Below are 24,213 nucleotides of genomic sequence, written 5' to 3'. Positions count from 1 at the left end.
TATTAAAGGAAGAAATTTGGATGAAAGTTCACCAAATATAATTCTTTCTTTGCCCTGGTCACCGCCGTGTATAGCCAACGGAGGTAAGTGCTGTCCACTTGATCCTCCTTTAGGAAGCCCTGATCCACAAATACGGCATCCCATTGCCCTCCTTGAGATTTATGACAAGTCAGCGTATAGGCAAATTTCACTTGCAGCGCATTCAGGTAGGGGTCCTTCCTTAAAGCCTCTCTGATTTTGGACCTGCTGGATAAATCCAGGTAATCCTCGGTCACCAACTTGTATAATTCTTTCCATTGCTCATAACCCAACGACGGCGTGTCCGTGTGAAGGGTATCTAAAATCACCTTCGCCTCAAAAGGCAGCTCTTCCGGATAATCTATGAGCCTAAGTTCCAGCGTAGCAAACCTCAGGCCATATAATTCCTCAAATGAACGAATTTTTAGTATTTCCACAAAATCTCCATTCGCCAAAAAGCTGACCTTTTCAGACGATTCCATGTAAGTATAGTTGTTTTTAACAATCATTAACCGATCCCCGGCACTCAATTCATCCTCGTAGAAAAATAGTGAATTCCGAATGTAACGGTTGTATTGGACGGCTGCTTTGTTGGATCGGGTGATGATCATGGTATGGTCCAGTCCAAATTTATCGTAAGCATACCGCAACCCATCCTCCAACCTTTCGCCGGTCATTCTAAAAAAATCCCCAAATCCTTTCGTTCGGAAAGAGATTTTCGGAACCTTTTCCTGAATTTGTTCCCGCAGTGCGGTGGCATTTACCAGGATACCCGAATCCAATTGTTGCCGGGTAACTTCTTTCAATTCAACCTCATTGGCTTCCAGGTTAAAGCGTCGCACCAGGTAGTCCTTATCCAATGCCGGACTGGCTTCACTTCCGACCGGTGGAAGCTGGGCAAGGTCCCCGACTAATATTAGTTGGTTATCCGGGTTTTGAAAAACAAAATGGATCAGGTCTGACAGCAGCGAATTACCCGTAGATTTATCGTCCGAAAGCATGGATGCCTCATCAACGATAAAAACTGAATGCTGGTAATAATTTTTTTGAACCTCAAAGCCATACAGTCCATCGCCGGATTTCTCCTTCGGTCTGTAAATAATTTTATGAATGGTATACCCTGTTTTCTCAGCATAGGAGCTCATGACTTTGGCCGCCCTACCGGTAGGTGCCAGCATTACAGGTCTCAGTCCTAATCCGGGTAATGCACGAACCAGCGCCGCAAGGACGGAGGTTTTGCCTGTACCAGCATAGCCTTTAAGAATAAAGGATCTACCCGTACCTTTTACCAAAAGAAAATCATCCATTGCTTCAAAAAAACTATGCTGATCACGGGTAGGCTCGTGGGGGAAAAATTTCTTTATGGATTCAGAGGGCTTTGGTACCACTTGGTTATCTTTACAGATGGAGGACGAAGCTAAATGATAAATGGCGAACATAAAAAAAGATATTGCGGATAATTTCGGAAACCGGTTGAGGACCCGGGTGAATGGAATATTAATACAAAATGACAAGCTGCTCATGATCAAACACCGGATGGGCGAAAACGTCTCTTTTTGGAATGTCCCAGGTGGCGGAATGATCTATGGCCAGGATGCCCGGGAAAATCTTCGCAGGGAATTCCTGGAAGAAACCGGATTGGAAATTGAAGTCGGGTCCTATCTTTTTGTACACGAGTTGCTCGCTCCGCCCCTTCATGCCATCGAACTGTTTTTTGAAGTGCAGCTAATGGGAGGCAGGTTAGTTCTAGGAAAGGATCCGGAGTTGAGGGATGAACAGCAACTGATTGAGGAAATCCGCTTTTTAGACCTGGATGAAATCAAAAATATTCCTTATTTTGAAAAACATGCCGTGTTCCGGGGAATAAATTCACTCAATGATGTAAGAATATGGAAAGGATATTTTAATTTTGAAAATAATTCCATAAAATAGCGTTCTGGAAAAAACCATCTAACCTTCATAAATTTAATCAAGCTTTAAAAATATTGACATGACATTGAGTAAAATTTTATCGATTGTGTTTCTCCTTGCGGCTCTGGGCCTTGGTTATAGACTATACTTGGGAGTGGACGAAGTAGTGGAAGAAGAGAAAATGCTTGAGAGAACCGAAGACAGGATCATTGAGAAATTGGAAATGCTGCGGGATGCGCAGATTGCATATCAGGGTTCCAATGGTGAATATGCATCCAACTGGAACGAGCTCAAGGAGTTTATTGAAGACGGGCGGATTTACATCGTTCAAAGAACTGAAACGACTGAGCTGCTGGACTATGGCGAAGAGGTAACTACTGTTTCTGTAGATACCCTGGGTTCTGTCAATGTTCAGGACTCCCTCTTCAATGAGAATAAATACCCTGATTTTAACCTGGACCTATTGAATGTGGTCCCTGGTTCAGGAGGAAAAACGTTTGAGTTTTTTGCTGATAAAATCGAACGAAGCAATCGGGAAATCGCTGTGTTTGAAATCAGAGACCCAGCACCCATCAATCCCGAGCGAAGAAGGAACAACAATGAGAAGGCATTGAGGGTAGGATCAAGAACCGATTCTTCTACCTCAGGAAACTGGGAATAAGATTGGATAAGGATACTGCTCATACCCAACGAAAATTTATTAGCGATAAATTTGATAGCGAAAACCTATCAAGTTTATCGCTTTTCTTATATGAAAGCCTCCTGGTCGTCATCGCTCATAGCAAGTCGGGTAATGCCATATCTGCCGCTAATCTGTACACCCTTTCCGGTCAGGACGATTTGGAGCAATCCCTTGCTTCCGATGAACTAATCAACGCTCCCAATACTGCCGGAAAACTATATCATCACCATCAGGGATTCACCCTGGTGCCGGGAATGGTTTTTAACCCGGCGCATAGTAGCCTCTACCTGGGCTTTTCTACCGAGGTGGACCTGGAAAAGGACGAAGTTACCTATACAGGCATTCAAAATAACAGCATTCAGGTCCTGGGTACCAGTTCAAAACTCCTGCTCCGGCAATTGGACAGCAAGCTACCCGAACTAGAACTAGCTCACGGGGCAGCCCATGTATTGGATTTTTTTCTGAGCCATACCAAAGATTTACTCGATCAGGAACTATTTATCCATGCAGCACCAAATAGCATCTACATCGCCGGATTTAAAGCAGGAGAATTAGTGGTATTCAACCGATTTGTCGTTTACGAAGAGCCAGCTTTCCTGCGCTACGTATTTGTCGTGCTTAAGCAACTCGCTTTTGACCAGGCTCACTGCCGAATCAATCTTTATGGAAACCTGGATTGGGTTCATACCTCACTGGAAAACCTGCGTAACTATTTTAAAAATATCCACCAACCAACCCCAGCACAACAGGTGAGTTATGAAAAGGGGGCAGAAAATTTTAAGAACACACAGCTTTTGGAAGCTTTTTGGCATCAACATTAGGCCTTATGAAAAAAACCGCCCTTTTCCCGGGCTCATTTGATCCCTTTACCAAAGGACACCATGATATCGTCATGAGAGGGTTAAATCTCTTTGATGAAATCATCATAGGGATCGGGCATAATACGACCAAAAAAAACCGGTATTTTGACATTGATTTAATGGTAAGCAAAATTGAATCGCTGTATACCGGAATTTCTGGTGTAAAAGTAGTAGTATACAATGAGCTGACCTCATCACTGGCCAAGGCCCATGATGCTCAATACCTACTAAGGGGACTTCGAAACACCACGGATTTTGAGTATGAGAATACCATCAGCCAAATGAACCGTTACCTGAATGAAGAATTAGAAACTGTCTTTTTAATCACCAGCCCGGAATTTGCTGCCATAAGCTCAACGATCATCCGGGAAGTCCACCGCTATGGAGGCAATGTTGATACGTTTCTTCCTTATAAAGTCTGATAAATACCCGGATGCAGCCTTAAAAACTGCTGATACAAATAGCGCATGGAAGGGTATGAATTAATCAAGGCCACCTTGGCTTCCTGGTGATTCATCCACTTGGTGTCTACAATTCCCTCGTCCAGTTGGGGTTTCATCTTCGAATCATCGACACATTCCATACTGTACCAATAGGTCTTTTTTAAAATGCTTTTTCTGTTTTGAGTGTAGGTATGCCAGGTTTTGCAAATGGGGCCGGTTAGCTTTACCTTCACATTACATTCCTCTTCCACTTCCCTGAGGGCGCAGGCTTTGGGAGATTCCTTTTTTTCAAATTTACCTTTCGGCAAATCCCATTTCCCCAATCGGTGTATAAAAAGTACTTTTTCCCCTTTGGTTACAATCCCCCCAGCCGCCTTAATAATCAAGAACCTACTTTTTATAAACGATTTCAACGCTTTCTTTTCCTTCGTCACCAGGGTGATGCTATCCAGATTCTTCAGCTTTCGATGCCGCATCAGATATAATAAGCGTACAATAATATCCCGGGAGGGGTCTATAATCAAGACATCATCATGAAAATCCGCCGTGGCTGGCAATTCGGAGGGGTTTTCATACACACATTCAAATGTTTTCTTTGGCAGGAATTCGGAAGCGGCTACCAAATCCAGGGGCTTATCATTGATGAAAATTTTCATAATCAACGCTTATTTTTTCAAAAATGCATTTTTTTTCAAGGCCTCACAACCGTGAGTATGCATTTATTGGTTAATTTTAACTTATGGAAATTTATGATAAAGGCACTGCCCCCCTTATTGCTAAAAAGCTTTTGGAGATAAAGGCCATTAAACTTTCTCCTAAGAAACCTTTTTCCTGGGCATCTGGATGGAAATCACCTATTTACTGCGACAACCGATTGTCGTTATCCTACCCGGAAGTTCGTACGCTTATTCAGGAAAAATTAACGAAAGCCATTCAGACTCATTTTTTGAATGTAGAAGTCGTTGCTGGTGTTGCCACTGCCGGTATTCCACAGGGTGTTTTGATAGCAGACAAACTAAACCTTCCCTTTGTTTACGTGCGTTCCAAACCAAAAGATCATGGCATGGAAAACATGATTGAAGGAAAAATTACTCCGGGGCAAAAAGTAGTCGTTGTGGAAGACCTGGTATCCACCGGAGGAAGTTCGCTAAAAGCGGTACAGGATCTGCGAAACGCAGGATTTGAGGTTTTGGGAATGGTGGCGATTTTTACCTACGGCTTCGATATAGCAGCCCAAAACTTTGCTAAAGAAAAGGTGAAATTGGTATGCCTTTCCGACTATGCCTCCATGTTGCCGCAGGCATTGGAACAAGGATATGTCTCCGCCGAAGATATGTCCGCCCTGGACAGCTGGCGAAATGAACCGGATACCTGGCCGAAAAAAAACTGATGATTACTCATTAACAGGGATAAATCTAAAGAAATCGTTGCCTATTTTTCAGCAATCAGGTGCGGCGGGAATGCTCCCTGGTGCTAAGGAAGCCTTCCCCAACGAACCGGTTGCCTACAATTGTTTTAGGCTGATTAAGCTCACTTTTTATTGGTCACTTTTTCCATTACCCCCATTCCAAAGAGGGCAAAGTCATATTTAACAGGGTCTTCCGGGTCAAATTTCCTCAAATTGCGTGTTAACTCCAGGGCTGTTTGCCAATCGGTTGCTTTCCTATGGATCAGCCCGAGGGAACGTCCTACCCTGTCTACATGGAGGTCACAGGGACAAACAAGCTGTGCGGGTGAAAGGCGGTTCCAAATGCCAAAATCCACTCCACGATCATCCTTTCTCACCATCCACCGTAAGAACATGTTTAATCGCTTGCAGGCGGCCTTTCGCTTTGGCGTGGCGACATGTTTCCGGGTTCGGTGGGGAGCGTGAGCGGCATCAAAGAATAATTCATGAAAGTTTCCTAAAAGTCGCTCCATAATATCCACTTCCCCGGTCCACCCCTGGATAAAGGCGGCTTCCAGACTTTCGTGCTCCCGGTAGTGCCTGGACAAAAAATCAATAAAATACAGGGTATCCAGGTCGTTAAACGTTCGGTGCTTGAATTTCAAAAATGGCTTTAGATCACTAAGTGTATGGTGACAGAGAAAGTCGTGGGGGCAATTATCCATCATCGCCATAAGCTCCAGGCTTTTATTGATGATGGTCTTTCGTTGTCCCCAAGCCAGTGTGGCGGCAAAAAAACCAGAAATTTCGATGTCTTGTTTTTTTGCAAACCGGTGGGGTACAGATATGGGATCGTCTTCTATAAAATCGGGGCGGTTATACAAGCTCACCTTTTCTTCCAGAAATCGTTTCAGCTCTTTCATCAGGTCAGTGCCACTTCCACCTCGCCACCCTGGGTTCCGTCAAACCATTTTAAGTAGACAATGTCATCCCGCTTATCAGAAAGGTGCCAATCAAAGCACTTGATATGAGCTAATTTAACCAATTTATCCGATTCCGGCTGATACAGGCAAATATCAAAATCAGGTATTTGAGCCATTTCTGTGGTGTTCCACTTTTCCAACAGCAGGCCCTCTTCCAATACAATCACTTTTTTTCCAAAAATAAAATCATCCATCACGGAAGGTATTCCATCTTTTCTCCTGAACTGATAGCACTCCGGCCCGAAAATAATCTGCTTAAAAAGCTTCCCTTCAATCAGGTCCGACTCGGGGGATAGCTGCTTCCATTCGGACTTATTTTCCATCTCGGGTGAGGAGGTGCTAAATCTGGCCAAAAGGGTAGATATAAATGAAAAAAAATAGGTCACTCCAATGAATAATATACCAAAGGTAGCCAAAACCGGATAGGTTAAAACAAAGATGGCATTCCAAATGAACTTGAAAAACCTATGAAAGAAATGTTCGATTGTGTTCATGCATTGCCAAAGACGGAAGCAAAATTAAAGTAAATAGGGCAAACAAACAAAAATACCCCCAAGGGTCATAAAATTGGCCACCAACTGGGTTCCGATCACACATTCTCGACTGATTTACCTACCTTTGCAGCCTGAAAACACCTTTGCCCCATGAGTTTGATTCAAGAGATTGCAAAAAGAAAAACCTTTGGTATCATCGCACACCCCGATGCAGGAAAAACCACCCTCACCGAAAAAATGCTGCTTTTTGGAGGAGCGATAAAAACGGCCGGTGCTGTTAAATCCAATAAAATCGATACGGCTACCAAATCCGATTGGATGGAAATTGAAAAACAGCGGGGAATATCAGTGGCAACCTCAGTGATGGGTTTTGAATACAAAGGACAAAAAATAAACTTATTAGATACACCCGGTCACCAGGACTTTGCGGAGGACACCTATCGGACCCTCACCGCAGTGGACTCCGTCATCATGGTCATTGACTGTGTCAAGGGGGTGGAGATACAGACGGAAAAATTAATGGAAGTCTGCCGGATGAGAAATACGCCGGTCATTTGTTTCATCAATAAGCTGGACCGGGAAGGACAAGACCCCTACGACCTGTTGGATGAGGTGGAGCAAAAATTAAACATCAAGGTGCGACCCCTTTCCTGGCCCATTTCCATGGGTAAATCTTTTAAGGGCGTTTACAATCTCTACGACAAGCAACTAAACCTATTCACCCCTAGCCAGCGAAAAGTAAGTGATGACCGAATCATCATAGAAGACCTTAGCGATACCCAGTTGGACGAAATAATTGGCAGTAACCTGGCGGAGCAATTGCGGGAAGACGTGGAATTAATTGAGGGAGTTTATCCTGATTTTGACCCCAAGGAATACCTGGAAGGCAAGGTTGCGCCCGTCTTTTTCGGCTCTGCGGTCAATAATTTCGGTGTACAGGAAATGCTGGATACCTTTATTAAAATCGCCCCCGGGCCCAAAAGCCGGATAACCGAGGAAAGAGAAGTAAAACCGGAAGAAGATCACTTTAGCGGGTTTATATTTAAAATCCATGCCAATATGGACCCCAAACACCGTAACCGAATCGCTTTTTTAAGAATTTGCTCGGGAAGGTTTGAACGTAACAAGCCCTATAACCACGTAAAGGGAACCAAAGCCCTGCGCTTTTCAAATGTGACTTCCTTTATGGCACAGGACAAGGAAATCATAGAGGAGGCATTTCCAGGGGATATTGTCGGGCTTTACGACACCGGCAACCTGAAAATAGGTGATTCCCTTACGGACGGCGAAGCATTACAATTTAAGGGAATTCCCAGCTTCTCACCGGAAATATTCCGGGAAGTGGTGAATAAAGATGCCATGAAAACCAAGCAATTGGACAAAGGTCTGCAACAGTTAATGGAGGAAGGTGTGGCACAATTGTTTACCTTTGAAATCGGTGCCCGAAAAGTAGTAGGTACCGTCGGTCAACTCCAGTTTGAAGTCATCCAGTTCAGGCTCAAAAACGAATACAATGCCACGGCGGATTTTGTACCCATGAATCTATACAAAGCCTGCTGGATCCATAGTAGCGATAAAAAGAAATTAGATGAATTTGTACGATCCAAACAACGGCATATTGCCCGGGATAAAGATGGGAAATTGGTATTTATGGCCGAAAGTAAGGCGTGGCTACAAATGGTTCAGGATAATTTTCCGGATATCGAATTTCATTACACTTCCGAATACTAACCAAACGGTCCACTATCATGAAAAAACCATTCAATGTAATTTTTGAGGACAATCACCTCCTGGTAGTCAATAAGTCCGCTGGTGTATTGGTACAGGGTGATAAAACCGGTGACAAGACGCTAACGGATTATTGCAAGGACTACATCGCTAAAAAATACAACAAGCCAGGCGCCGTCTTTCTACACCCCGTTCACCGTTTAGATCGACCTGTAAGTGGCATCGTGGTTTTTGCCCGTACCTCCAAGGCTCTTGAACGCATGACAGCCCTCTTCAGAAAAAGAGAAGTACATAAAGTATATTGGGCCGTAGTCAAAAGAAAGCCGTCCGAGGAAATGGCCAAACTGACTCATTGGCTGGTAAAGGACAGTGAAAAAAACCTGTCAAAGGCTTACGATAAGGAAGTACCTGATGCCAAGAAATCCGAACTAGGCTACAAAAGAATGGGTAAATTAAATGACCACTGGCTGGTAGAACTTCGCCCGCAAACCGGCCGTCCCCATCAGTTGCGTGTCCAATTGGCGGCCATAGGATGCCCCATAAGAGGAGATGTCAAGTATGGTTTTGCCAAACCAAATCCCGATGGAAGTATAAACCTACATGCCTTTCACCTGGTTTTTGTTCACCCCATAAAAAAAGAAAAACTATTTCTCAGAGCCGCGCTTCCGGAGGAGCCCTTTTGGGAACAGTTTTTGGAGTTTGAGCAGCTAAAGACCGGCGACCGCCATCTGGATCAGACTTTTAGTGGTTAATAAGGTGGCCCATTAAATAATTTCTTATGCTAAAGCGATTCATACTATGCATTTATTTTTCCCTGGTGGCAGTTACTGTTTTTTCACAGGATGAAGGGGTCTTTTGGAAGATATCCGGCAAGGACCTGGAAACCTCCTCTTACCTTTTTGGTACCATCCATCTAATGTGTGAAGACGATTTTCAAATCAGTCAGCAGGTAAGCAAGCGCCTAGGACTTGCGGAAGCCTTGGTCATGGAGGTGGATTTGGATGATCCTGCCCTTTACGGAAACATGATGGAAAACATGTACAATGAAGACGGTCAAAAGATCACGGATTTTCTGTCGGAAACCGAGTACGAGAAAATCCGAAATTTTCTTAAAGAAAGAACGGGAATGGACATGGACCGAATGCAACGCATGCGGCCTATGATATTGATGTCTTTGATTTACCCAAACTTGCTCGAATGCGAAACCATGGCATTTGAAAGCGAACTGATGAAGTTGGCCAACGCTGAAAACATTTCGGTACTCGGCCTGGAATCGGTGGAGGAGCAGTTGGCTTTTTTTGAGCAAATCCCATTAAAGGAACAGTACCGAAGTTTTTTTAATTACACAGAAAACCTGGAACAAGGAAAAGAAGAGTTTCGAAAACTTCTGTCTAGCTACCGGGAAGAGGACATAGCACAATTATTGGAATTGGTCACCGAAAGCCCTGAATATATGGATTACAAAGATGTCCTTGTCGATCAAAGAAATGAAAACTGGATCAAGACGATGGGCGCGATGATGCAAAAGGGAACGATGTTTTTTGCGGTGGGTGCCGGACATTTGGCCGGAGAAAAGGGACTGATCCGCTTGCTTAAAAAAGAAGGGTACTTTCTGGAGCGTGTTTACCTATAACGATCGATTAGCCATGCTTTACCGCTTAAAAAACGAATAAATCCCCCAAAGGCTAATTACTAACAAAAGACCAATTGCAGGATAGTGCCAGGAATAGGTACCGGAGGCCAGGGCCTGTTGGATGCTACTGGCAAGGGTTCCCGTAAAAAAGGCCAGAAAAGTTCTTGGCAGCATTCCCAATAAGCCGAACCAGACGACCCGCAAAAGCCCACTACCCAGCAAAGCAAAAATCAGGTTGGAAATGGCAAAGGGAACTACGGGGCTAATCCTGACAAAAAACACCAGTTTGCCCATTTGATCCTTTTTTCGTTCGATGATATCTTTTGCTTTTGGATAGGGTTTCAGTAAATGCTGCAGGCTATCTTTGTCTAAGGCTCTCCCCCCAAGATACCCCAAAACACTGGCCAGGCTGTAAGCCAGTACCAACAACAGAAACGCCTGCCAACCGAAAAGGAATCCGCTGAGTATCGCAAACAAGGTGGTGGGTATCAAGGCCAGCCCCATCAGGAGTGCGCCAGCGATTCCATACAAAAATGCGGTATCTGCTGCCCACAAAGACGGAATGACAAACTCCCCCCAATTCTCATACAGCCAATGTACGATCAGCATACTTCCCAGGGAAGGGACCGTAGCGGTCCATAAAAAAGCAAGCAACACCCAGGGGTTTCTACGATAGATAACGGTCAATTGCTTGAAAATAGTGGGTTTTTTATTCATCTTTGGGCAAAGCTAAAAATAATACCAACTTTAATTCAATTCATCTGGAGCTTATACACCTTCGGGACAGCAATAAGTGCCAGCAAATTGGAAAATCATTCGCTACTTATGAAATTTGGAACCAAAGCCATTCATGCAGGCATTGAGCCTGATCCCAGTACCGGGGCGATCATGACCCCAATCTTTCAGACATCCACCTACGTTCAAAAATCTCCGGGCGACCATCAGGGTTATGAGTATTCCAGAACCCAAAACCCGACACGAAAAGCATTGGAAAACAATCTGGCTGCACTGGAAAACGGCAAACATGGCCTGTGCTTTTCCTCAGGTATGTCAGCAATAGATGCTGTTCTTAAACTTCTCAAACCTGGAGACGAGGTCATCAGCACCAATGATCTGTATGGGGGAACCTACCGGATTTTTACAAAGATATTCTCCAACTACGGCATCCGCTTCCATTTTGTCAATATGGAAGACATGGAGCAGGTCAAACCCCTTATTAATAAAAACACCCGGCTGATCTGGGTCGAAACGCCCACCAATCCCATGATGAACATCATTGATATCAAGGGGTTGGCAGGGATCGCCAAAAATCACGGTATCCTATTTGGTGTTGACAATACCTTTGCCACTCCTTTCCTTCAAAACCCCCTTGATCTAGGTGCAGACCTGGTCATGCACTCGGTCACCAAGTACCTGGCAGGGCATTCGGATGTCATCATGGGGGCCCTTGTGATGAAAGATAGTCAATTAGCAGAAAAGCTGGCCTTCATTCAGAATTCCTGTGGAGGGGTACCTGGACCTCAGGATTGTTTTCTGGTCCTAAGAGGCATCAAGACCCTGCACCTGCGCATGGAACGGCACAGTCAAAATGGGAAAACCATTGCTGCCTACCTTAAAAATCACCCCAAAATAGACAATGTATACTGGCCGGGCTTTGAAGATCATCCCAATCATGCCACCGCCAAAAGACAGATGCGGGATTTTGGAGGCATGGTCTCCTTTACCTTGAAAAACAATCGGATAGCCGATGCCATCAAGGTGCTCGAAAGTTTTAACGTCTTTGTATTGGCGGAATCTCTGGGTGGAGTCGAGTCACTATGCGGGCACCCGGCCACCATGACTCATGCCAGCATTCCAAAAGAAGAGCGAGAAAAGGTGGGACTATCGGATTCGCTGATCCGATTAAGCGTGGGAATAGAAGATGCCGAAGATTTGAAAAATGACATCGCCCAGGCCCTGGACACCATCTAAGAAATTAATGGAGCATTTTGGTGAATAATTCGCGGCATCTTTCCGCTACGGATTGCGTGATTTCCTTATGGTCTTTTTGAACCTGAGTAAGTACCAACTGGTATTTTTTACTTACCTTTTCTTTCTGCCCCAGAAAACTCCCCAAATGCTGTAGCAGCAACTGATTTCTTTGCCAGCTTTCCAATTGCTGAGACAATTCGCTGATTTGTAGGTGTACTTTGTCGGTAAAAATGGTGTTTAACCCAATACTTAAACGAATTTTTTCCAGAGCTGTGACCCTTTTTAAACCGTTGAAAATTTCATAAATGGTTTGTGGGTCCAGCCTTGATTTGGTGTCAAAATAAAAAAAATCAACCTCTTCGTTGATAATTTGGGTGGTAGCGGTATTAATAGTCAGTACCGACAAGCCTTCTGAAAAATGCCTGACCTGATGGTAAAGGTCTTCCCAGTCCTTCAAGGTTATGGACAGTATGATTTCGTAAACCTGGGTGTATACCTCCTTTTTATTTTGGGCGATCTGTTTCTCATAATCCCCATAATCAGCCCTATTCTCTCCGAAATAAGTTTCAAATCCGTCCGCAATCAAACGGATATGGTGCACCTTGCGCAGGTTTTTATTTAAATACTTGAATGGCGTGAAGGCCCGGGCTACTTGTTGCTTATTCTCAAAATGAATCTTTTCTAAAACCTGCAAAAACAACTTGAAAAAGAATAGCTCCTCCTGTAAATCCAGTGCCTTCCTGGATTTAATCTTTTTTGACAATTCACCAAAAACCGACTTACCGGCATCAAAGTGCCTGTCGAAAACCTGCATAATGAATGGTAAGGTAGATTCCATCGTTATTCATGAATTTTAACAGCGGTTGCACCATAGCCAAAATTTGTTTTCTGGCTATCTTTAAAATATTTTATCCCTTTCATCTGGCTCAGGTAACGGTGAATTTCCTTTCGAAGCACCCCATTCCCTATCCCGTGAATAAACGTAATTTCATCCATTCCGGAGGCGATGGCATCGTTCAGGTTTTTTTCAAAAACCGCCAACTGCAACTGTACCATTTCTCCATTACTCATCAAATCGTGATCCTTCGTGAGTTTTTCGATGTGAAGGTCAATGGATGCGGCCGGTCGGCTTACCTTCTTTGCCGGAAAAGTACTGGCATCGGTTGGATTCAGTTCTTCATTCAACTTTTTGACATCCAGTAGTTTTTCCTGTTCGTTCAATTTAAAAAAATAAGCCTCTTTTTCGATCAACGGTGCCTTTCCTTTGTGTTTAAAAAAGGCACTGGCTTTAAATTTCACTTTTCTTTCAATGGGTTTCGGGCTGGCCTCCACCTGTTTATTCAAGGGCACCATTAGGAATTTTAATGCAGGCCATTGTTCAAAATCCCGAATCATTTTTTCGGCTACCTTCGTGGAACTACCGGGCAGCAATACGCCCGCCGCTACATTTTTTGAAGCTTCACCTTGTAGCTCATCCACCGAAAAAAGGTATTCTTTTATTGTCGTGTTGATGAGCAGGACATCATGAACCTGATCATTATAGGGGACATAGGCCAGAAAAAACCCGCCTTTGTGAACGTTTTCTATTGGTTTGGGCCTGTTTTCTCCAGTATAAATAGCGCCGGATGAGGAAGGTGTGTCAAAATATTCTTTTTCTGCTTTGTCAATGACGACCACTTCCGATTTCATGGCTGGAATCCGAAAACCATCTTCGATTTCAATTTCCACCTGCCCACCGGAAGAAAGCCTGGTAATGACACCCTCTTCTTTTCCGTGAAGCAATCTGACCCTATCCCCTATATTCATAGCCTAAAATTACCAAATAGAAAGGGGAAAAGCACCATTATTTCGCAATCCCTACCAAAAATCAGTCAGCGCGCAGGGAAAGTGTCCGCAGGCATTATAAAATAACAAAATGGTTTTTTCAAATAACGATATTTACAACGTGATTCAGCTTGGAGACGGCGGGCATTCCGAGCCGTTCGCTTCCAACCTACTCATAACCTTTTCAAAATAGCAAACTTTCAATTTACTCTAAACCGCCCGCTGTATCCAAGGTGATGTTGTGGCATCGATTTTTTCACCTGGTTGAAGGATTTATTCTTAATTGACCACCAACAGCTTTTAATACTTTCATTATTGTTTCAAATTGGGGCTTTGATCCTGTTGATAAGGCTTTATACAAACTTGGCCTACTCATCCCTGTTTCTTCCGCTATTTTGGACATCCCAATTGCTTTTGCAATGTGCCCAAGCGCAACAACTACATCATCATTATCCCCTTCCTCCAAAACTGAATTCAAATATTCAGCAATCATTTCTTTGCTATCCAAATAATCTGCAATATCAAATTTTGACGTTTCCATTTTTTTATTTTTTTATCCTTTTCGAAATCTCCTTTGCTTTTTCAATATCCTTTTGTTGGGTTGATTTTTCTCCACCTACAAGTAGAATAATGATTTTCCCTTCTCTTTCCTTAAAATAGATTCTATATCCCTTAGCATAGTCTATCCTCAATTCATGAACACCTTCACCAATGGGTTTACAGTCCCCGAAATGTTCGTCAATTTCAAGTTTTTGGATCCTGAACAAAATTTTCGCTTTTGCTCTTAAATCCTTCAATTTTCTCAACCATTTGTCAAATTCAACAGTCTTTTCAATAAAATACATCTACCTACTCGTCTTCATTTGGATACAAAAATACATGTTTTTTCTAGATTTAAAAAGTTACTCCGTATATACTTGGGGTCTTTAAAAATGTGCCACAACTACTGGCTAACCGCAACCCTTGCGGTTATTTCGCTCTTGGCAAGGTAAGTAAGATCTCCTAAAAATAAGAAAAATGCAAGTATCACCGACTAGGTTTTTCATTTCTATTCAGCTTATCTGACGGTAATCGCGGCGCAGGGGGGTAATTCCAAGGGCCTTGCTCCAATTCCAGCCCTAAAACGGCTGAAATTAGCGCCTGATATTACCTATCCAGTCCCTTTTTCTGTGATGGATCTATTCGTAATCCCCGTCCTAAACGCATTATAGGCAATATTTCCGTTGATCCGCTGATAAAAACCCGGGTCGGTATTTTCGCTTTTTTCCACAAAAAATTTTCTACCGCTATTCCGTGCTATTACACGTGTAGCAAGGGCTATACCTATTGAAAATGTAGCTAGTAAACGATTCTTGCCGGAAAGCTGAAAATGACATCCTTCCTCTTTACCGATCCACTGACTACTCCATGGCATGGTGCTCCATTTCGGAATTCAATTCTGCTCCCAGGAGAATGATAAATGTGCTGATAAAAAGCCACAGCATCAGAAAAACAACCGCCGACAGAGAGCCATAGATTTCACCTAAATTCCAGAAATGGCGGATGTAAAATGAAAATGCCCAGGAAGCCAAAAGCCACAAAAGGGTGGCTAAAACGGCACCGGGAATGACCCGATGGAACTTCGGCCGCTTTCTTCCCGGTCCAAACCGATAAATCAGGCCAATACTCCCCACCAGAATAAGCCCCATGATCAACCATCGAAGCCAACTGATAAGGCGTTCCATATTATCGGGTAAACCTATTTGTTCTATGATGGAAGGAAAGGCCACAATCAAGGCAGCACTTAGAATGATTAGAATAATAGCCCCAAAGGTAAATAGTAACGTAAGCCCATTGTGTTTTAGGATCCCCCTGTGACTTTTGGTCTCATAGGCAATGTTTATTCCCCTAAACAATGATTTGGTCCCTATATTGGCAATCCAGATGCCCAGCAGAATGGCGAAAACGGTACCCCAGCCCAGGGATTCTCCCGTGGATTTGATAAACTGATCCACCCGGTATTGGAGGATTTCATGGGTCTGCTCTGGCAGCATGGAACTGATTTTGGATACCTGTTCCTCGATTTCCTGAGGATCCATGACGAAACCGTAAATGGAAATCAGGGCCATAATGGCAGGGAAAATGGCCAAAAAACCAAAAAATCCCACACCGGCCGAAACAATTATCACATTGTTTTCACCAATCTGGTCTTTTACTTTTAGCAATATGGCCTTCCATTCGGAGAAGGATAGTTCGAAAATGGATTGAACCTTTTTGTCCATCATTTCTTTGGGCATGTGATTTGGAGTTCAATAGCTTTAAAGAAGCCCCGATCTGGAGATGGAGCTGCCTCTGACAAAATCTTTTTCCAATATACCGTAATTTACTGTGAATCGAACCAAGGTACCCCCCACTTCGCAAGTGGGGGGAGGGACTTCAAAGTGACAAGCTCGAGGTTCGGAACTCGAACGTTGCGGTTCGGAAGTCCCCCATTGATGTTCAGAACGGTGCATTTTGACCCAAAAATCTAAATTTTCCGGTTAAAATATAAAAAACCTGACAGGTTGACCGAAGCTTTTCGAATTTTCTGCTGGAAGAGGGTACTTCGGAACCCGGCCTGTCCCGTTCCGAACCGCAAGCTTGCGGTTCGGAAGTGGGTCATGGCAGTTAAAAGTTGGAACGGTATGCCATTTTGGCGGCTGATCCGGGTAAAAAGGTGCCTTTTTGCAGTTAAAAAGCGGATCGTTTCAGTTCTGAACTGCAGTATTGAAGTACGAAATCACCTCTTTGAGGCAGGAATCGAAAAATGGAGGCTTTAATTGGGGACAGACAAAAATACGGAACCTTTTCTGTCTGTAAAAATGTACCAGTTCAAGTTCACCCCGCCTGACGCAAAACCCGTCTTATGCCCTGTGTTTTACTTCACTCGCTCTTTTGACTTTCTGGTTATTGGCTTTCTTTGCTTATTGGCTTTTTGTTTAGCAAAGTATTCTTTTAATTCACGCTCTTCTCGCTCGGTAAGTGCTTCACCACCAATAAAGTCAACATCGAGTTCTTTATTGGATTTGCTCATATTCATCATGGAAATATCTGTTTATAAGTTTTAAACAAACACCATCTCCCGCCTCACCAAATATCCATCACAATACGATATTCACAATCTTGCCGGGGACCACGATGACTTTTTTAGGTGTTTTTCCGGCTATCCATTTTTGCAGGTCCTCGTGCTGCAGGGCTGCTGCTTCGATTTCGGGCCTGGAAAGGCTTAGTGAGAGCTTGATCTTTGCCCGCATTTTGCCATTGATGGAAACAGGGTATTCATGACTGTCCTCGGTAAGGTATTGCTCTTCCGCCTCTGGGTAACGCTCATGTATGATGGATTGGGCATGGCCCAGCTTCTCCCAAAGCGCTTCCGCTATATGGGGAGCATAGGGGGAAAGGATGACCAATAAAGGCTCCAAAACTTCCCTTTGCTTGCACTTGAGTGCAGACAGCTCATTGACACAGATCATAAAGGAAGAAACCGATGTATTGAAGGCATGACGTTCCACATCTTCCTCCACTTTTTGGATGGTCTTGTGAAGGGCTTTCAAAGCCTCTTTGGAGGCCTTCTCCTCACTCACCTGCCAATTTCCGTTCTGATCGTGGAAAAGCCGCCACAATTTCTTCAAAAATTTAAATACCCCATCTATCCCATTGGTATTCCAGGGCTTAAACTGTTCCAAGGGGCCCAAAAACATTTCGTACAGGCGCAGGGTATCTGCCCCATAGCTCTCGATCACATCATCTGGATTGACCACATTGTATTTGGATTTGGACATTTTTTCCACCTCAGCACCGCAGTGGTACTTGCCTTCTTCCAGAATAAATTCCGCATCAGCCAGGTCCGGACGCCAGCGTATAAATGCCTCTAAATCTAATTGGTCGTTATGTACTATATTGACATCCACATGCATGGGAATCACTTCGTGATCGCCGATCAATCCATGGCTGATAAAGGTATTGCTGCCTTTTTTCCGGTACACAAAATTTGACCTGCCCTGAATCATGCCCTGGTTGATCATTTTCTGGAATGGCTCGGCTATGGGCACAAGGCCCCTGTCATAGAGAAACTTGGTCCAGAACCTGGAATACAACAAATGCCCGGTAGCATGCTCTGCGCCACCAATATACAGGTCCACTGCTCCCCAATAATCTGCCGCTTCCTTACTGACGAAGGTTTCTTTATTGGCAGAATCCATGTACCGGAAAAAATACCAGCTGGATCCAGCCCAGCCTGGCATGGTACTCATTTCCAATGGAAACGTTCCTTCAGGAGTAGTATAGGTCCAGTTCTTTGCCCTTCCCAGGGGAGGTGCCCCATCTTCTGTGGGCAGGTATTTATCCACTTCCGGCAAGCGAAGCGGCAATTCTTTTTCATCTACCAGATAGGGAAGCCCTTCCTTGAAATAAACGGGTAGCGGTTCTCCCCAATAACGCTGCCGGGTAAAGATGGCATCCCTCATTTTATACTGGATTTTACCTTTACCAATTCCTTTTTCTTCCAGAAAGGCAATGGCTTTATCCATGGCTTCTTGCATCTCCATACCAGAAATAAATCCGGAGTTCATGATCGTTCCGCCCTTGCCTGGAAAGGAACCGTTCTCCATGCTCCCCTCTATCACCTGGCGGATTTCCAGATTAAAGTGTCGGGCAAAATTAAAATCGCGCTCGTCATGAGCCGGCACGGCCATCACGGCTCCCGTTCCATAGCCCGCGAGGACATAGTCCGCAATCCAGATAGGGATCCGTTCTCCATTAAATGGGTTGGTGGCATAACTTCCGGTAAAAGCACCTGAAATGGTTTTTACGTCCGTCATCCGGTCTCGTTCCGACCTGTTTTTTGCCTGGGAAACGTAGGCTTGGGCCTCTTCTTTTTGATCCTCCGTGATCAATTGACTTACCAACTCGTGCTCAGGAGCCAATGCCAGGTAGGTGACCCCATAAATGGTATCAATTCGGGTGGTAAAAACCTTGATGGTTTCTTCCAATCCTTCTACCGTAAAAGTCATTTCCGCTCCAACGGATCTGCCAATCCAATTTCGTTGCATTTCCTTGACCGGATCGGGCCAGTCCAGCGCATCCAGCCCTTTTAGTAAACGCTCGGCGTATGCGGTAATTCGCATGCTCCACTGCATCATTCGCTTTCGCTCTACCGGATGGCCTCCCCGCTCTGAATAGCCATCTTTCACCTCGTCGTTTGACAAGACTGTCCCCAAGGCTGCACACCAATTTACCGTGGTCTCTGCCAAAAAGGTGAGCCGGTATTGTAACAGTATCTTCTGGCGCTCTGATTCTGAAAAATGCTGCCAATCTGCTTCGCTAAAGTCAGTAGCATCTTCATCACAGACTGCCCTGACAGTACGGTTGCCTTCTTTCTCAAAAATGGACACCAAATGGCTTATGGGTAGGGCCTTATCCTCATCCAAATCGTAATAGCTTTCAAAAAGCTGCATGAATATCCATTGGGTCCACCGGTAATAATCCGGATCGGAAGTTTGCACTTCCTTTTCCCAATCAAATGCAAAACCGATATTTTTGAGTTGCTCTGTATAACGTTTTATATTTTCTCCGGTCGTAATAGCAGGGTGCTGGCCTGTCTGTATGGCATACTGCTCGGCTGGCAGCCCAAAAGAATCATAGCCCATCGGGTGCAAGACGTTGAATCCCTTCAACCGTTTATATCGCGTTACTATGTCGGAGGCGATGTATCCCAGGGGATGTCCTACGTGGAGGCCTGCTCCGGAGGGATAAGGAAACATGTCCAGGGAATAAAATTTGGGTTTTCCAGGATCCGGTTTTGCATTAAAAAGCTTATCTTTCTCCCAACGATCCTGCCACTTTTTTTCTATGGCGCGAAAATTATACTCAGACATGTGCTGTTTTGGTCAGTTTTTTGGTTATTTCAAAGTCAAAATTATAAAAAATATCCGTATTCATTTTGAATATAGCAGGAGATCTGTGAAAATAGTACCATCAATGGTAGTTAAACCGAAAGAATCTTACCAGAACCTAAATCCTCTACCCCGATTTCTAAAAATCCAATTGTCCCAAATGTCCTGAGAAAAGTAAATTTCGGCTCCGAAATTTAAGGTAAAATACCCGTCGTACCGTGCTTCAGGTTCATTGAGTCTGGGATCTCCGCTTCCTCTTCTGGGGGCTCCCCTGCTATTTCGTATCATTTCCACATTGGGTTCGCCATTCGGAAGCAGGTATCGCTCCTGTCTGACAGATAACCGAAGCCGATCTGGATTTTCTCCGGAAATATAATCCGCTATCAGGTCTTCGTGATATCCTGATATGTTGAAAGTACTGATGTCATCCAGGTAATCGGAGAGGGTAAAACGATAGTTACCCTCCATAAAAAAATCCATGTACACATTAACCTTGTATTTTAGTCCCAGGCCCATAGGAAAAACCACGACGATGTCCGAATACAATTCATTTTCGGTTCGCAAGGGCCTTAAATCTACCCATTGATCCCTGAATTGGGTTTTTGGCTGATTGGTGGTAGCCCCTACCCCAAAAAACACATAAGGATTTAGAAATTCTCGGGTAATGTTGTACACCTTTACCGGTTTGTAATAGTACTCTACCAGAAACGCGGCTTCCCAGTTTCTACTTCTGAAATGCAAATCTCTGGGAATCCTGCCGCTCCTGGGATCTGCCTTAACGTCCTGCCCTGAAATTTCAATAAAGGTGATGTCGGTTCTGGCCTTTAAGTTCGTTCCGAAGGTATACCGCGCACTAAAAGCAGCATTGTAATCCGGCTGTATACCTTCATAGTATTGCCAAAGGGCGTATAAGTCACCAAAATACTGGGAAGGTCCTGCCTGCAACGAAAAAGACCAGGGCTCTTCGAATCGAAATCGATACATGCTTTGCGAAAGCAGTTCTTTGGAAGACACAATTAAAAATAAGGCTAAAAAAAATACGGTTCTTATCATATCATAAAACTACTACACCAGATTCCAACCCGAATAATCCGTTGATATTTAACGGCCTAAAGATAAATGAAAAGGGCATAATAAAAAAAATTAGGAAGAGGTAAATTTTTCAAGACCGGAGCGGATATGCAGGTCTCGCTGGGGAAAGGGGATTTCTACCTGTTCCTCCCGAAATTTTGCGAAAATGGCATAGTAGAGTTGGCTTTTCAGAACCCTGGGTTTATTAATGTATTCCGAAGTCCAGATCCTGAGGTTGAAATCGATACTGCTATCATTATATTGTTCGAAGAGTACATCAGGCTCCGGATATTTTAGCACGCCCGTGTTATTTCTCACAACTTCCATCAGGATTCGCTTGATTTTTTTGGGATCCTCTTTGTAAGAAACCCCTACCGGTATGTTGAATCTGATGTTTCGGTCGTTATGAGACCAGTTAATCACCGGATTGTCGATAAACTGGCTATTGGGTAAAATGATAGAAATGTTATCATTGGTAAGCACCATGGTGGATCGGGCAGAAATTTTGATCACATCTCCGTTTACATCATCTACCTCTATCCGGTCACCTACTTTGATGGGCCTTTCGACGAGAATTATCAAGCCACTGATAAAGTTGTTAGTGATATTTTGCAGTCCAAAGCCAATCCCTACACCAATGGCTCCGGCGAGTATTCCCAACGCACTCAGATCTACATTGCTATTTTGAAGGATCGTTACCAGGCCAAAGATAATAACCAGGTATTTGAAAATGGTAGCAATGGACTGCCGGATCCCCAAGTCTAGGTTATACCGCGCTAATATCTTATTAGCCAGAAATTTTCTGGCTATTTCGGAAAGAACAAACAAAAGAATGATGGAAAGGGTCAGCCCCAAAAATAACCCAATGGTCAGTTTGGTCTCCCCGAGCATTAGTAATTTTAGGTTTAAAAACTCATTGAACTTTTCCAAAAAGGCTCCAAAATCGCCATTTTCTATATCTTCTATTATCTCATCCATATATAAAGAAATTAATTCGTTAGCCAATCAACTCCTACCTGCTGAAATGGTTGTCAGACCAACTCGTACCATTTTCAAAGTCTTTATCCGGGAAAAAGCATTCCTGGAATTTTATCCGCGTAAATTAGCCTTTTTGTTGAAAAAAGAAGGATAAATTCGCGGTGTAAATACAGCTTTGGCAGTCAATTTAGGTAAATTTGTGCTTAATTTTACGATATGAGTAAGCAAAAAGAAGAACTCGAACACCGACTAAAACTCCGAAACATCAAACTTTCCGATTTTGATGATATTCGTAAAATCATGGTTTCAGCCTATAAAACCCAGGGAATGACCTGGACAAAGGAGGAGTTCGAGAATCAGTTAAATGCCTTTCCAGAGGGTCAGATTTGCCTGGAAGACAATGATAAGGTCGTCGCCGTTGCTTTAAGCCTTATCGTGGATTACTCCAAATACGGAGATAATCATAATTATGACCAGATTACCGGTTACGGGAAATTTGACACCCATGATGAAGATGGAGATACCTTATATGGTACGGATGTATTTGTAGACAAAGAGTACCGTGGCCTTCGTCTGGGTAGAAGACTTTATGATGCCCGTAAAGAACTTTGTGAAAACCTTAATCTCCGATCCATCATTGCAGGAGGCAGAATACCCGGGTACAGCAAATATGCCGACCAGATGTCGCCCCGGAAATACATTGAATTGGTAAAAAATAAGGAAATTTTTGATCCGGTTCTTTCCTTTCAGCTGGCAAACGAATTTCACGTCCGCAAGGTGATCACTAAATACCTACCGGAAGATACCGACTCCAGGGCCTATGCCACCCTCCTGGAATGGATAAATATCTATTACGAAAAGGACGAAAAACTTATTGGTAATAAAAAAACCATCGTCCGGCTGGGGCTGGTACAATGGAAAATGAGGCGGTTTAATGACGTAGACGACCTCATGCAGCAGGTAGAATTTTTCGTAGATACGGTTTCCGATTACAAATCTGACTTCTGCCTCTTTCCTGAGTTTTTTAATGCCCCGCTATTAGCTGAATTTAATAAAATGGATGCTTCGGAAGCCATTCGAAACCTGGCTGATTATACGGAGGAGATTGTCAACCGCATGCGAGACCTGGCACTTTCCTATAATGTGAATATCATCGCAGGTAGCATGCCGGAATACGATAACAAAAAACTTCGGAACGTCAGTTACCTTTGCCGAAGAGATGGCACCATGGACAAGCAATACAAGCTGCACATCACTCCGGATGAACAGTCCTATTGGGGCCTCCAGGGTGGAAACGGGATCAAAGTCTTCGATACCGATGCGGGAAAAGTTGGAATCCTAATCTGCTACGACATTGAATTTCCTGAGCTAAGTCGGATTTTGGCTGAAAAGGAGATGGATATCCTGTTTGTTCCTTTTTGGACAGATACAAAAAATGCCTACCTTAGAGTAAGCACCTGTGCCAAATCGAGGGCCATCGAAAACGAATGCTATGTGGCCATTACGGGTTCGGTTGGTAACCTACCAAGGGTAGAAAATATGGATATCCAGCATTCGCAAGCGGCCATCTATTCGCCTTCTGACTTCTCCTTCCCTCACGATGCTATTATTGCGGAGGCATCGCTAAATACGGAAACCACCATTGTAGCGGACGTTGACCTGGATTTATTGACCAAACTCCGCAAAGCAGGCAGTGTGAGGAATCTGGCCCAACGAAGATTAGATCTTTATTCCATCCAATGGAAAAACAAAAGGTGATGGACTATTATCAGCATGTAAGCAGAGATACCTTGAATCGGGCAAAAAAAATCAAACTACTACTTACCGATTTGGACGGGGTTCTCACAGATGGGGGAATTCTTTTAGATGACCTGGGTATGGAGTACAAAAAATTTCAAGTAAAAGACGGACAAATTATTCGCTACCTACAGGAAACCGGCATAAAAGTCGGTGTCCTTTCCGGCAGGGAAGTAGCGGTCTCCAAAAAGCGTTGTGATCAAATGAAGGTGGATTTTCACTTGCATGGCGTAAGGGACAAGTGGGGCACGGTGGCGGAAATTTTAACAAAAACCAATACTTCCACTGCGGAGGTGGCCTACATAGGAGACGATCTGATCGACCTGGAGTTATTGCAAAAAGTGGGCTTATCAGCCGCACCGGCAGATGCCATGAACTACATATGCGATCAGGTCCATTATGTCACCTCGAAACCCGGAGGCAGGGGATCCTTTCGGGAATTGGCAGACCTGATCCTGTTTGCCCAGGGCAACCTGCACGAAATTATTTCCTCCATTTCCCAGCCTGACTCAGGCCATTAA

Annotated in this window: 25 protein-coding genes; 11 read left to right on the top strand and 14 right to left on the bottom strand. The window is 43.9% G+C overall.

The window, feature by feature from the left end; all coding sequences use genetic code 11:
- Nucleotides 1–2: 2 nt before the first annotated feature.
- Nucleotides 3–1,457 (bottom strand): ATP-dependent DNA helicase, encoded by a 1,455-nt coding sequence (locus tag GJS45_RS11510; RefSeq protein WP_162341993.1) that lies wholly within the window; start codon nt 1,455–1,457, stop codon nt 3–5.
- Between GJS45_RS11510 and GJS45_RS11505 the strand changes: the two genes are divergently transcribed.
- Genes GJS45_RS11505 through coaD form a run of 4 tightly spaced genes read left to right on the top strand, consistent with a single transcriptional unit; the run spans nt 1,447 to nt 3,893 of the window.
- On the top strand, nt 1,447–1,950 hold the full coding sequence (locus GJS45_RS11505) for an NUDIX domain-containing protein (RefSeq protein ID WP_162341992.1): 504 nt from the start codon (nt 1,447–1,449) through the stop codon (nt 1,948–1,950). The two genes, GJS45_RS11510 and GJS45_RS11505, sit on opposite strands and share 11 nt — an antisense overlap.
- Before the next feature lie 58 nt (nt 1,951–2,008).
- Nucleotides 2,009–2,590: a hypothetical protein gene (locus GJS45_RS11500; protein ID WP_162341991.1), complete on the top strand. Its 582-nt coding sequence runs from the start codon at nt 2,009–2,011 to the stop codon at nt 2,588–2,590.
- Nucleotides 2,591–2,592: 2 nt separating this feature from the next.
- A complete protein-coding gene (locus GJS45_RS11495; RefSeq protein ID WP_162341990.1) occupies nt 2,593–3,432 on the top strand; it encodes a DUF3822 family protein in 840 nt (279 codons plus the stop codon).
- Between the two features lie 5 nt (nt 3,433–3,437).
- Nucleotides 3,438–3,893, top strand: a complete 456-nt coding sequence (gene coaD / locus GJS45_RS11490; protein WP_162341989.1) for a pantetheine-phosphate adenylyltransferase — start codon at nt 3,438–3,440, stop codon at nt 3,891–3,893.
- On the opposite strand, the gene GJS45_RS11485 is transcribed toward coaD, so the two are convergent.
- Nucleotides 3,881–4,570 (bottom strand): NUDIX hydrolase, encoded by a 690-nt coding sequence (locus tag GJS45_RS11485; protein WP_162341988.1) that lies wholly within the window; start codon nt 4,568–4,570, stop codon nt 3,881–3,883. The two genes, coaD and GJS45_RS11485, sit on opposite strands and share 13 nt — an antisense overlap.
- Before the next feature lie 83 nt (nt 4,571–4,653).
- On the opposite strand from GJS45_RS11485, the gene pyrE reads away from it, so the two are divergent.
- On the top strand, nt 4,654–5,304 hold the full coding sequence (gene pyrE / locus GJS45_RS11480) for an orotate phosphoribosyltransferase (RefSeq protein WP_162341987.1): 651 nt from the start codon (nt 4,654–4,656) through the stop codon (nt 5,302–5,304).
- 140 nt (nt 5,305–5,444) lie between these two features.
- Here pyrE and GJS45_RS11475 read toward each other — a convergent pair whose 3' ends face one another.
- Both GJS45_RS11475 and GJS45_RS11470 read right to left on the bottom strand, forming a co-directional pair.
- Nucleotides 5,445–6,224: a TIGR02757 family protein gene (locus GJS45_RS11475; RefSeq protein ID WP_162341986.1), complete on the bottom strand. Its 780-nt coding sequence runs from the start codon at nt 6,222–6,224 to the stop codon at nt 5,445–5,447.
- Complete coding sequence (locus GJS45_RS11470) at nt 6,224–6,778, bottom strand: hypothetical protein (protein WP_162341985.1); 555 nt, start codon at nt 6,776–6,778, stop codon at nt 6,224–6,226. Before GJS45_RS11470 ends, GJS45_RS11475 begins: the two co-directional genes overlap by 1 nt.
- A 150-nt stretch (nt 6,779–6,928) precedes the next feature.
- Between GJS45_RS11470 and GJS45_RS11465 the strand changes: the two genes are divergently transcribed.
- Genes GJS45_RS11465 through GJS45_RS11455 form a run of 3 tightly spaced genes read left to right on the top strand, consistent with a single transcriptional unit; the run spans nt 6,929 to nt 10,139 of the window.
- Nucleotides 6,929–8,509 carry a peptide chain release factor 3 gene (locus tag GJS45_RS11465; RefSeq protein WP_162341984.1) on the top strand — a complete coding sequence of 527 codons (1,581 nt, stop codon included), beginning with the start codon at nt 6,929–6,931 and terminating at the stop codon, nt 8,507–8,509.
- 14 nt (nt 8,510–8,523) lie between these two features.
- A complete protein-coding gene (locus GJS45_RS11460; protein WP_162342303.1) occupies nt 8,524–9,258 on the top strand; it encodes an RluA family pseudouridine synthase in 735 nt (244 codons plus the stop codon).
- A gap of 26 nt (nt 9,259–9,284) precedes the next feature.
- A complete protein-coding gene (locus GJS45_RS11455; protein WP_162341983.1) occupies nt 9,285–10,139 on the top strand; it encodes a TraB/GumN family protein in 855 nt (284 codons plus the stop codon).
- Between the two features lie 18 nt (nt 10,140–10,157).
- Here the strand turns inward: GJS45_RS11455 and GJS45_RS11450 are convergent, their stop codons facing one another.
- Nucleotides 10,158–10,856, bottom strand: coding sequence for a TVP38/TMEM64 family protein (locus tag GJS45_RS11450; RefSeq protein ID WP_162341982.1), 699 nt, complete (start codon nt 10,854–10,856; stop codon nt 10,158–10,160).
- 87 nt (nt 10,857–10,943) lie between these two features.
- Between GJS45_RS11450 and GJS45_RS11445 the strand changes: the two genes are divergently transcribed.
- Entirely contained in the window at nt 10,944–12,110 is a 1,167-nt protein-coding gene (locus GJS45_RS11445; protein WP_262887938.1) for a cystathionine gamma-synthase, read from the top strand.
- Between the two features lie 4 nt (nt 12,111–12,114).
- Here GJS45_RS11445 and GJS45_RS11440 read toward each other — a convergent pair whose 3' ends face one another.
- The 9 genes from GJS45_RS11440 to GJS45_RS11400 all read right to left on the bottom strand — a co-directional run bounded on the left by GJS45_RS11440 (nt 12,115) and on the right by GJS45_RS11400 (nt 21,895).
- Nucleotides 12,115–12,948, bottom strand: coding sequence for a hypothetical protein (locus GJS45_RS11440; protein ID WP_162341980.1), 834 nt, complete (start codon nt 12,946–12,948; stop codon nt 12,115–12,117).
- 2 nt (nt 12,949–12,950) lie between these two features.
- On the bottom strand, nt 12,951–13,916 hold the full coding sequence (locus tag GJS45_RS11435; protein ID WP_162341979.1) for a Smr/MutS family protein: 966 nt from the start codon (nt 13,914–13,916) through the stop codon (nt 12,951–12,953).
- Between the two features lie 274 nt (nt 13,917–14,190).
- Nucleotides 14,191–14,475, bottom strand: a complete 285-nt coding sequence (locus GJS45_RS11430) for an addiction module antidote protein (protein ID WP_162341978.1) — start codon at nt 14,473–14,475, stop codon at nt 14,191–14,193.
- 4 nt (nt 14,476–14,479) lie between these two features.
- Nucleotides 14,480–14,779, bottom strand: a complete 300-nt coding sequence (locus GJS45_RS11425; RefSeq protein WP_162341977.1) for a type II toxin-antitoxin system RelE/ParE family toxin — start codon at nt 14,777–14,779, stop codon at nt 14,480–14,482.
- 555 nt (nt 14,780–15,334) lie between these two features.
- On the bottom strand, nt 15,335–16,210 hold the full coding sequence (locus GJS45_RS11420) for a YihY/virulence factor BrkB family protein (protein ID WP_162341976.1): 876 nt from the start codon (nt 16,208–16,210) through the stop codon (nt 15,335–15,337).
- Between the two features lie 620 nt (nt 16,211–16,830).
- Nucleotides 16,831–16,995, bottom strand: coding sequence for a hypothetical protein (locus GJS45_RS11415; protein WP_162341975.1), 165 nt, complete (start codon nt 16,993–16,995; stop codon nt 16,831–16,833).
- A gap of 58 nt (nt 16,996–17,053) precedes the next feature.
- A complete protein-coding gene (leuS, locus tag GJS45_RS11410; RefSeq protein WP_162341974.1) occupies nt 17,054–19,828 on the bottom strand; it encodes a leucine--tRNA ligase in 2,775 nt (924 codons plus the stop codon).
- 126 nt (nt 19,829–19,954) lie between these two features.
- Entirely contained in the window at nt 19,955–20,860 is a 906-nt protein-coding gene (locus GJS45_RS11405; protein ID WP_449506089.1) for a hypothetical protein, read from the bottom strand.
- A gap of 129 nt (nt 20,861–20,989) precedes the next feature.
- Complete coding sequence (locus tag GJS45_RS11400) at nt 20,990–21,895, bottom strand: mechanosensitive ion channel family protein (RefSeq protein ID WP_162341972.1); 906 nt, start codon at nt 21,893–21,895, stop codon at nt 20,990–20,992.
- A 216-nt stretch (nt 21,896–22,111) separates the two neighbouring features.
- On the opposite strand from GJS45_RS11400, the gene GJS45_RS11395 reads away from it, so the two are divergent.
- Complete coding sequence (locus tag GJS45_RS11395; RefSeq protein WP_162341971.1) at nt 22,112–23,653, top strand: bifunctional GNAT family N-acetyltransferase/carbon-nitrogen hydrolase family protein; 1,542 nt, start codon at nt 22,112–22,114, stop codon at nt 23,651–23,653.
- Nucleotides 23,635–24,213, top strand: coding sequence for a KdsC family phosphatase (locus GJS45_RS11390; protein ID WP_235954723.1), 579 nt, complete (start codon nt 23,635–23,637; stop codon nt 24,211–24,213). The genes GJS45_RS11395 and GJS45_RS11390 overlap by 19 nt, the downstream gene beginning before the upstream one ends.

Origin of the sequence: Cyclobacterium salsum, from assembly GCF_010119245.1 — a bacterium.
GTDB lineage: Bacteria > Bacteroidota > Bacteroidia > Cytophagales > Cyclobacteriaceae > Cyclobacterium > Cyclobacterium salsum.
Note: the sequence above shows the minus strand (reverse complement) of the source record. Positions and strands in the feature narration are given on the sequence as shown.

Bases quoted from the DNA above. Each gene is read 5' to 3' on its own strand.
- GJS45_RS11505 (WP_162341992.1), top strand. From the start codon at position 1,447: ATGGCGAACATAAAAAAAGATATTGCGGATAATTTCGGAAACCGGTTG.
- GJS45_RS11510 (WP_162341993.1), bottom strand. From the start codon at position 1,457: ATGTTCGCCATTTATCATTTAGCTTCGTCCTCCATCTGTAAAGATAAC.
- GJS45_RS11500 (WP_162341991.1), top strand. From the start codon at position 2,009: ATGACATTGAGTAAAATTTTATCGATTGTGTTTCTCCTTGCGGCTCTG.
- coaD (WP_162341989.1), top strand. From the start codon at position 3,438: ATGAAAAAAACCGCCCTTTTCCCGGGCTCATTTGATCCCTTTACCAAA.
- GJS45_RS11485 (WP_162341988.1), bottom strand. From the start codon at position 4,570: ATGAAAATTTTCATCAATGATAAGCCCCTGGATTTGGTAGCCGCTTCC.
- pyrE (WP_162341987.1), top strand. From the start codon at position 4,654: ATGGAAATTTATGATAAAGGCACTGCCCCCCTTATTGCTAAAAAGCTT.
- GJS45_RS11475 (WP_162341986.1), bottom strand. From the start codon at position 6,224: ATGAAAGAGCTGAAACGATTTCTGGAAGAAAAGGTGAGCTTGTATAAC.
- GJS45_RS11470 (WP_162341985.1), bottom strand. From the start codon at position 6,778: ATGAACACAATCGAACATTTCTTTCATAGGTTTTTCAAGTTCATTTGG.
- GJS45_RS11465 (WP_162341984.1), top strand. From the start codon at position 6,929: ATGAGTTTGATTCAAGAGATTGCAAAAAGAAAAACCTTTGGTATCATC.
- GJS45_RS11455 (WP_162341983.1), top strand. From the start codon at position 9,285: ATGCTAAAGCGATTCATACTATGCATTTATTTTTCCCTGGTGGCAGTT.
- GJS45_RS11450 (WP_162341982.1), bottom strand. From the start codon at position 10,856: ATGAATAAAAAACCCACTATTTTCAAGCAATTGACCGTTATCTATCGT.
- GJS45_RS11440 (WP_162341980.1), bottom strand. From the start codon at position 12,948: ATGGAATCTACCTTACCATTCATTATGCAGGTTTTCGACAGGCACTTT.
- GJS45_RS11435 (WP_162341979.1), bottom strand. From the start codon at position 13,916: ATGAATATAGGGGATAGGGTCAGATTGCTTCACGGAAAAGAAGAGGGT.
- GJS45_RS11430 (WP_162341978.1), bottom strand. From the start codon at position 14,475: ATGGAAACGTCAAAATTTGATATTGCAGATTATTTGGATAGCAAAGAA.
- GJS45_RS11425 (WP_162341977.1), bottom strand. From the start codon at position 14,779: ATGTATTTTATTGAAAAGACTGTTGAATTTGACAAATGGTTGAGAAAA.
- GJS45_RS11420 (WP_162341976.1), bottom strand. From the start codon at position 16,210: ATGCCCAAAGAAATGATGGACAAAAAGGTTCAATCCATTTTCGAACTA.
- GJS45_RS11415 (WP_162341975.1), bottom strand. From the start codon at position 16,995: ATGATGAATATGAGCAAATCCAATAAAGAACTCGATGTTGACTTTATT.
- leuS (WP_162341974.1), bottom strand. From the start codon at position 19,828: ATGTCTGAGTATAATTTTCGCGCCATAGAAAAAAAGTGGCAGGATCGT.
- GJS45_RS11400 (WP_162341972.1), bottom strand. From the start codon at position 21,895: ATGGATGAGATAATAGAAGATATAGAAAATGGCGATTTTGGAGCCTTT.
- GJS45_RS11395 (WP_162341971.1), top strand. From the start codon at position 22,112: ATGAGTAAGCAAAAAGAAGAACTCGAACACCGACTAAAACTCCGAAAC.
- GJS45_RS11390 (WP_235954723.1), top strand. From the start codon at position 23,635: ATGGAAAAACAAAAGGTGATGGACTATTATCAGCATGTAAGCAGAGAT.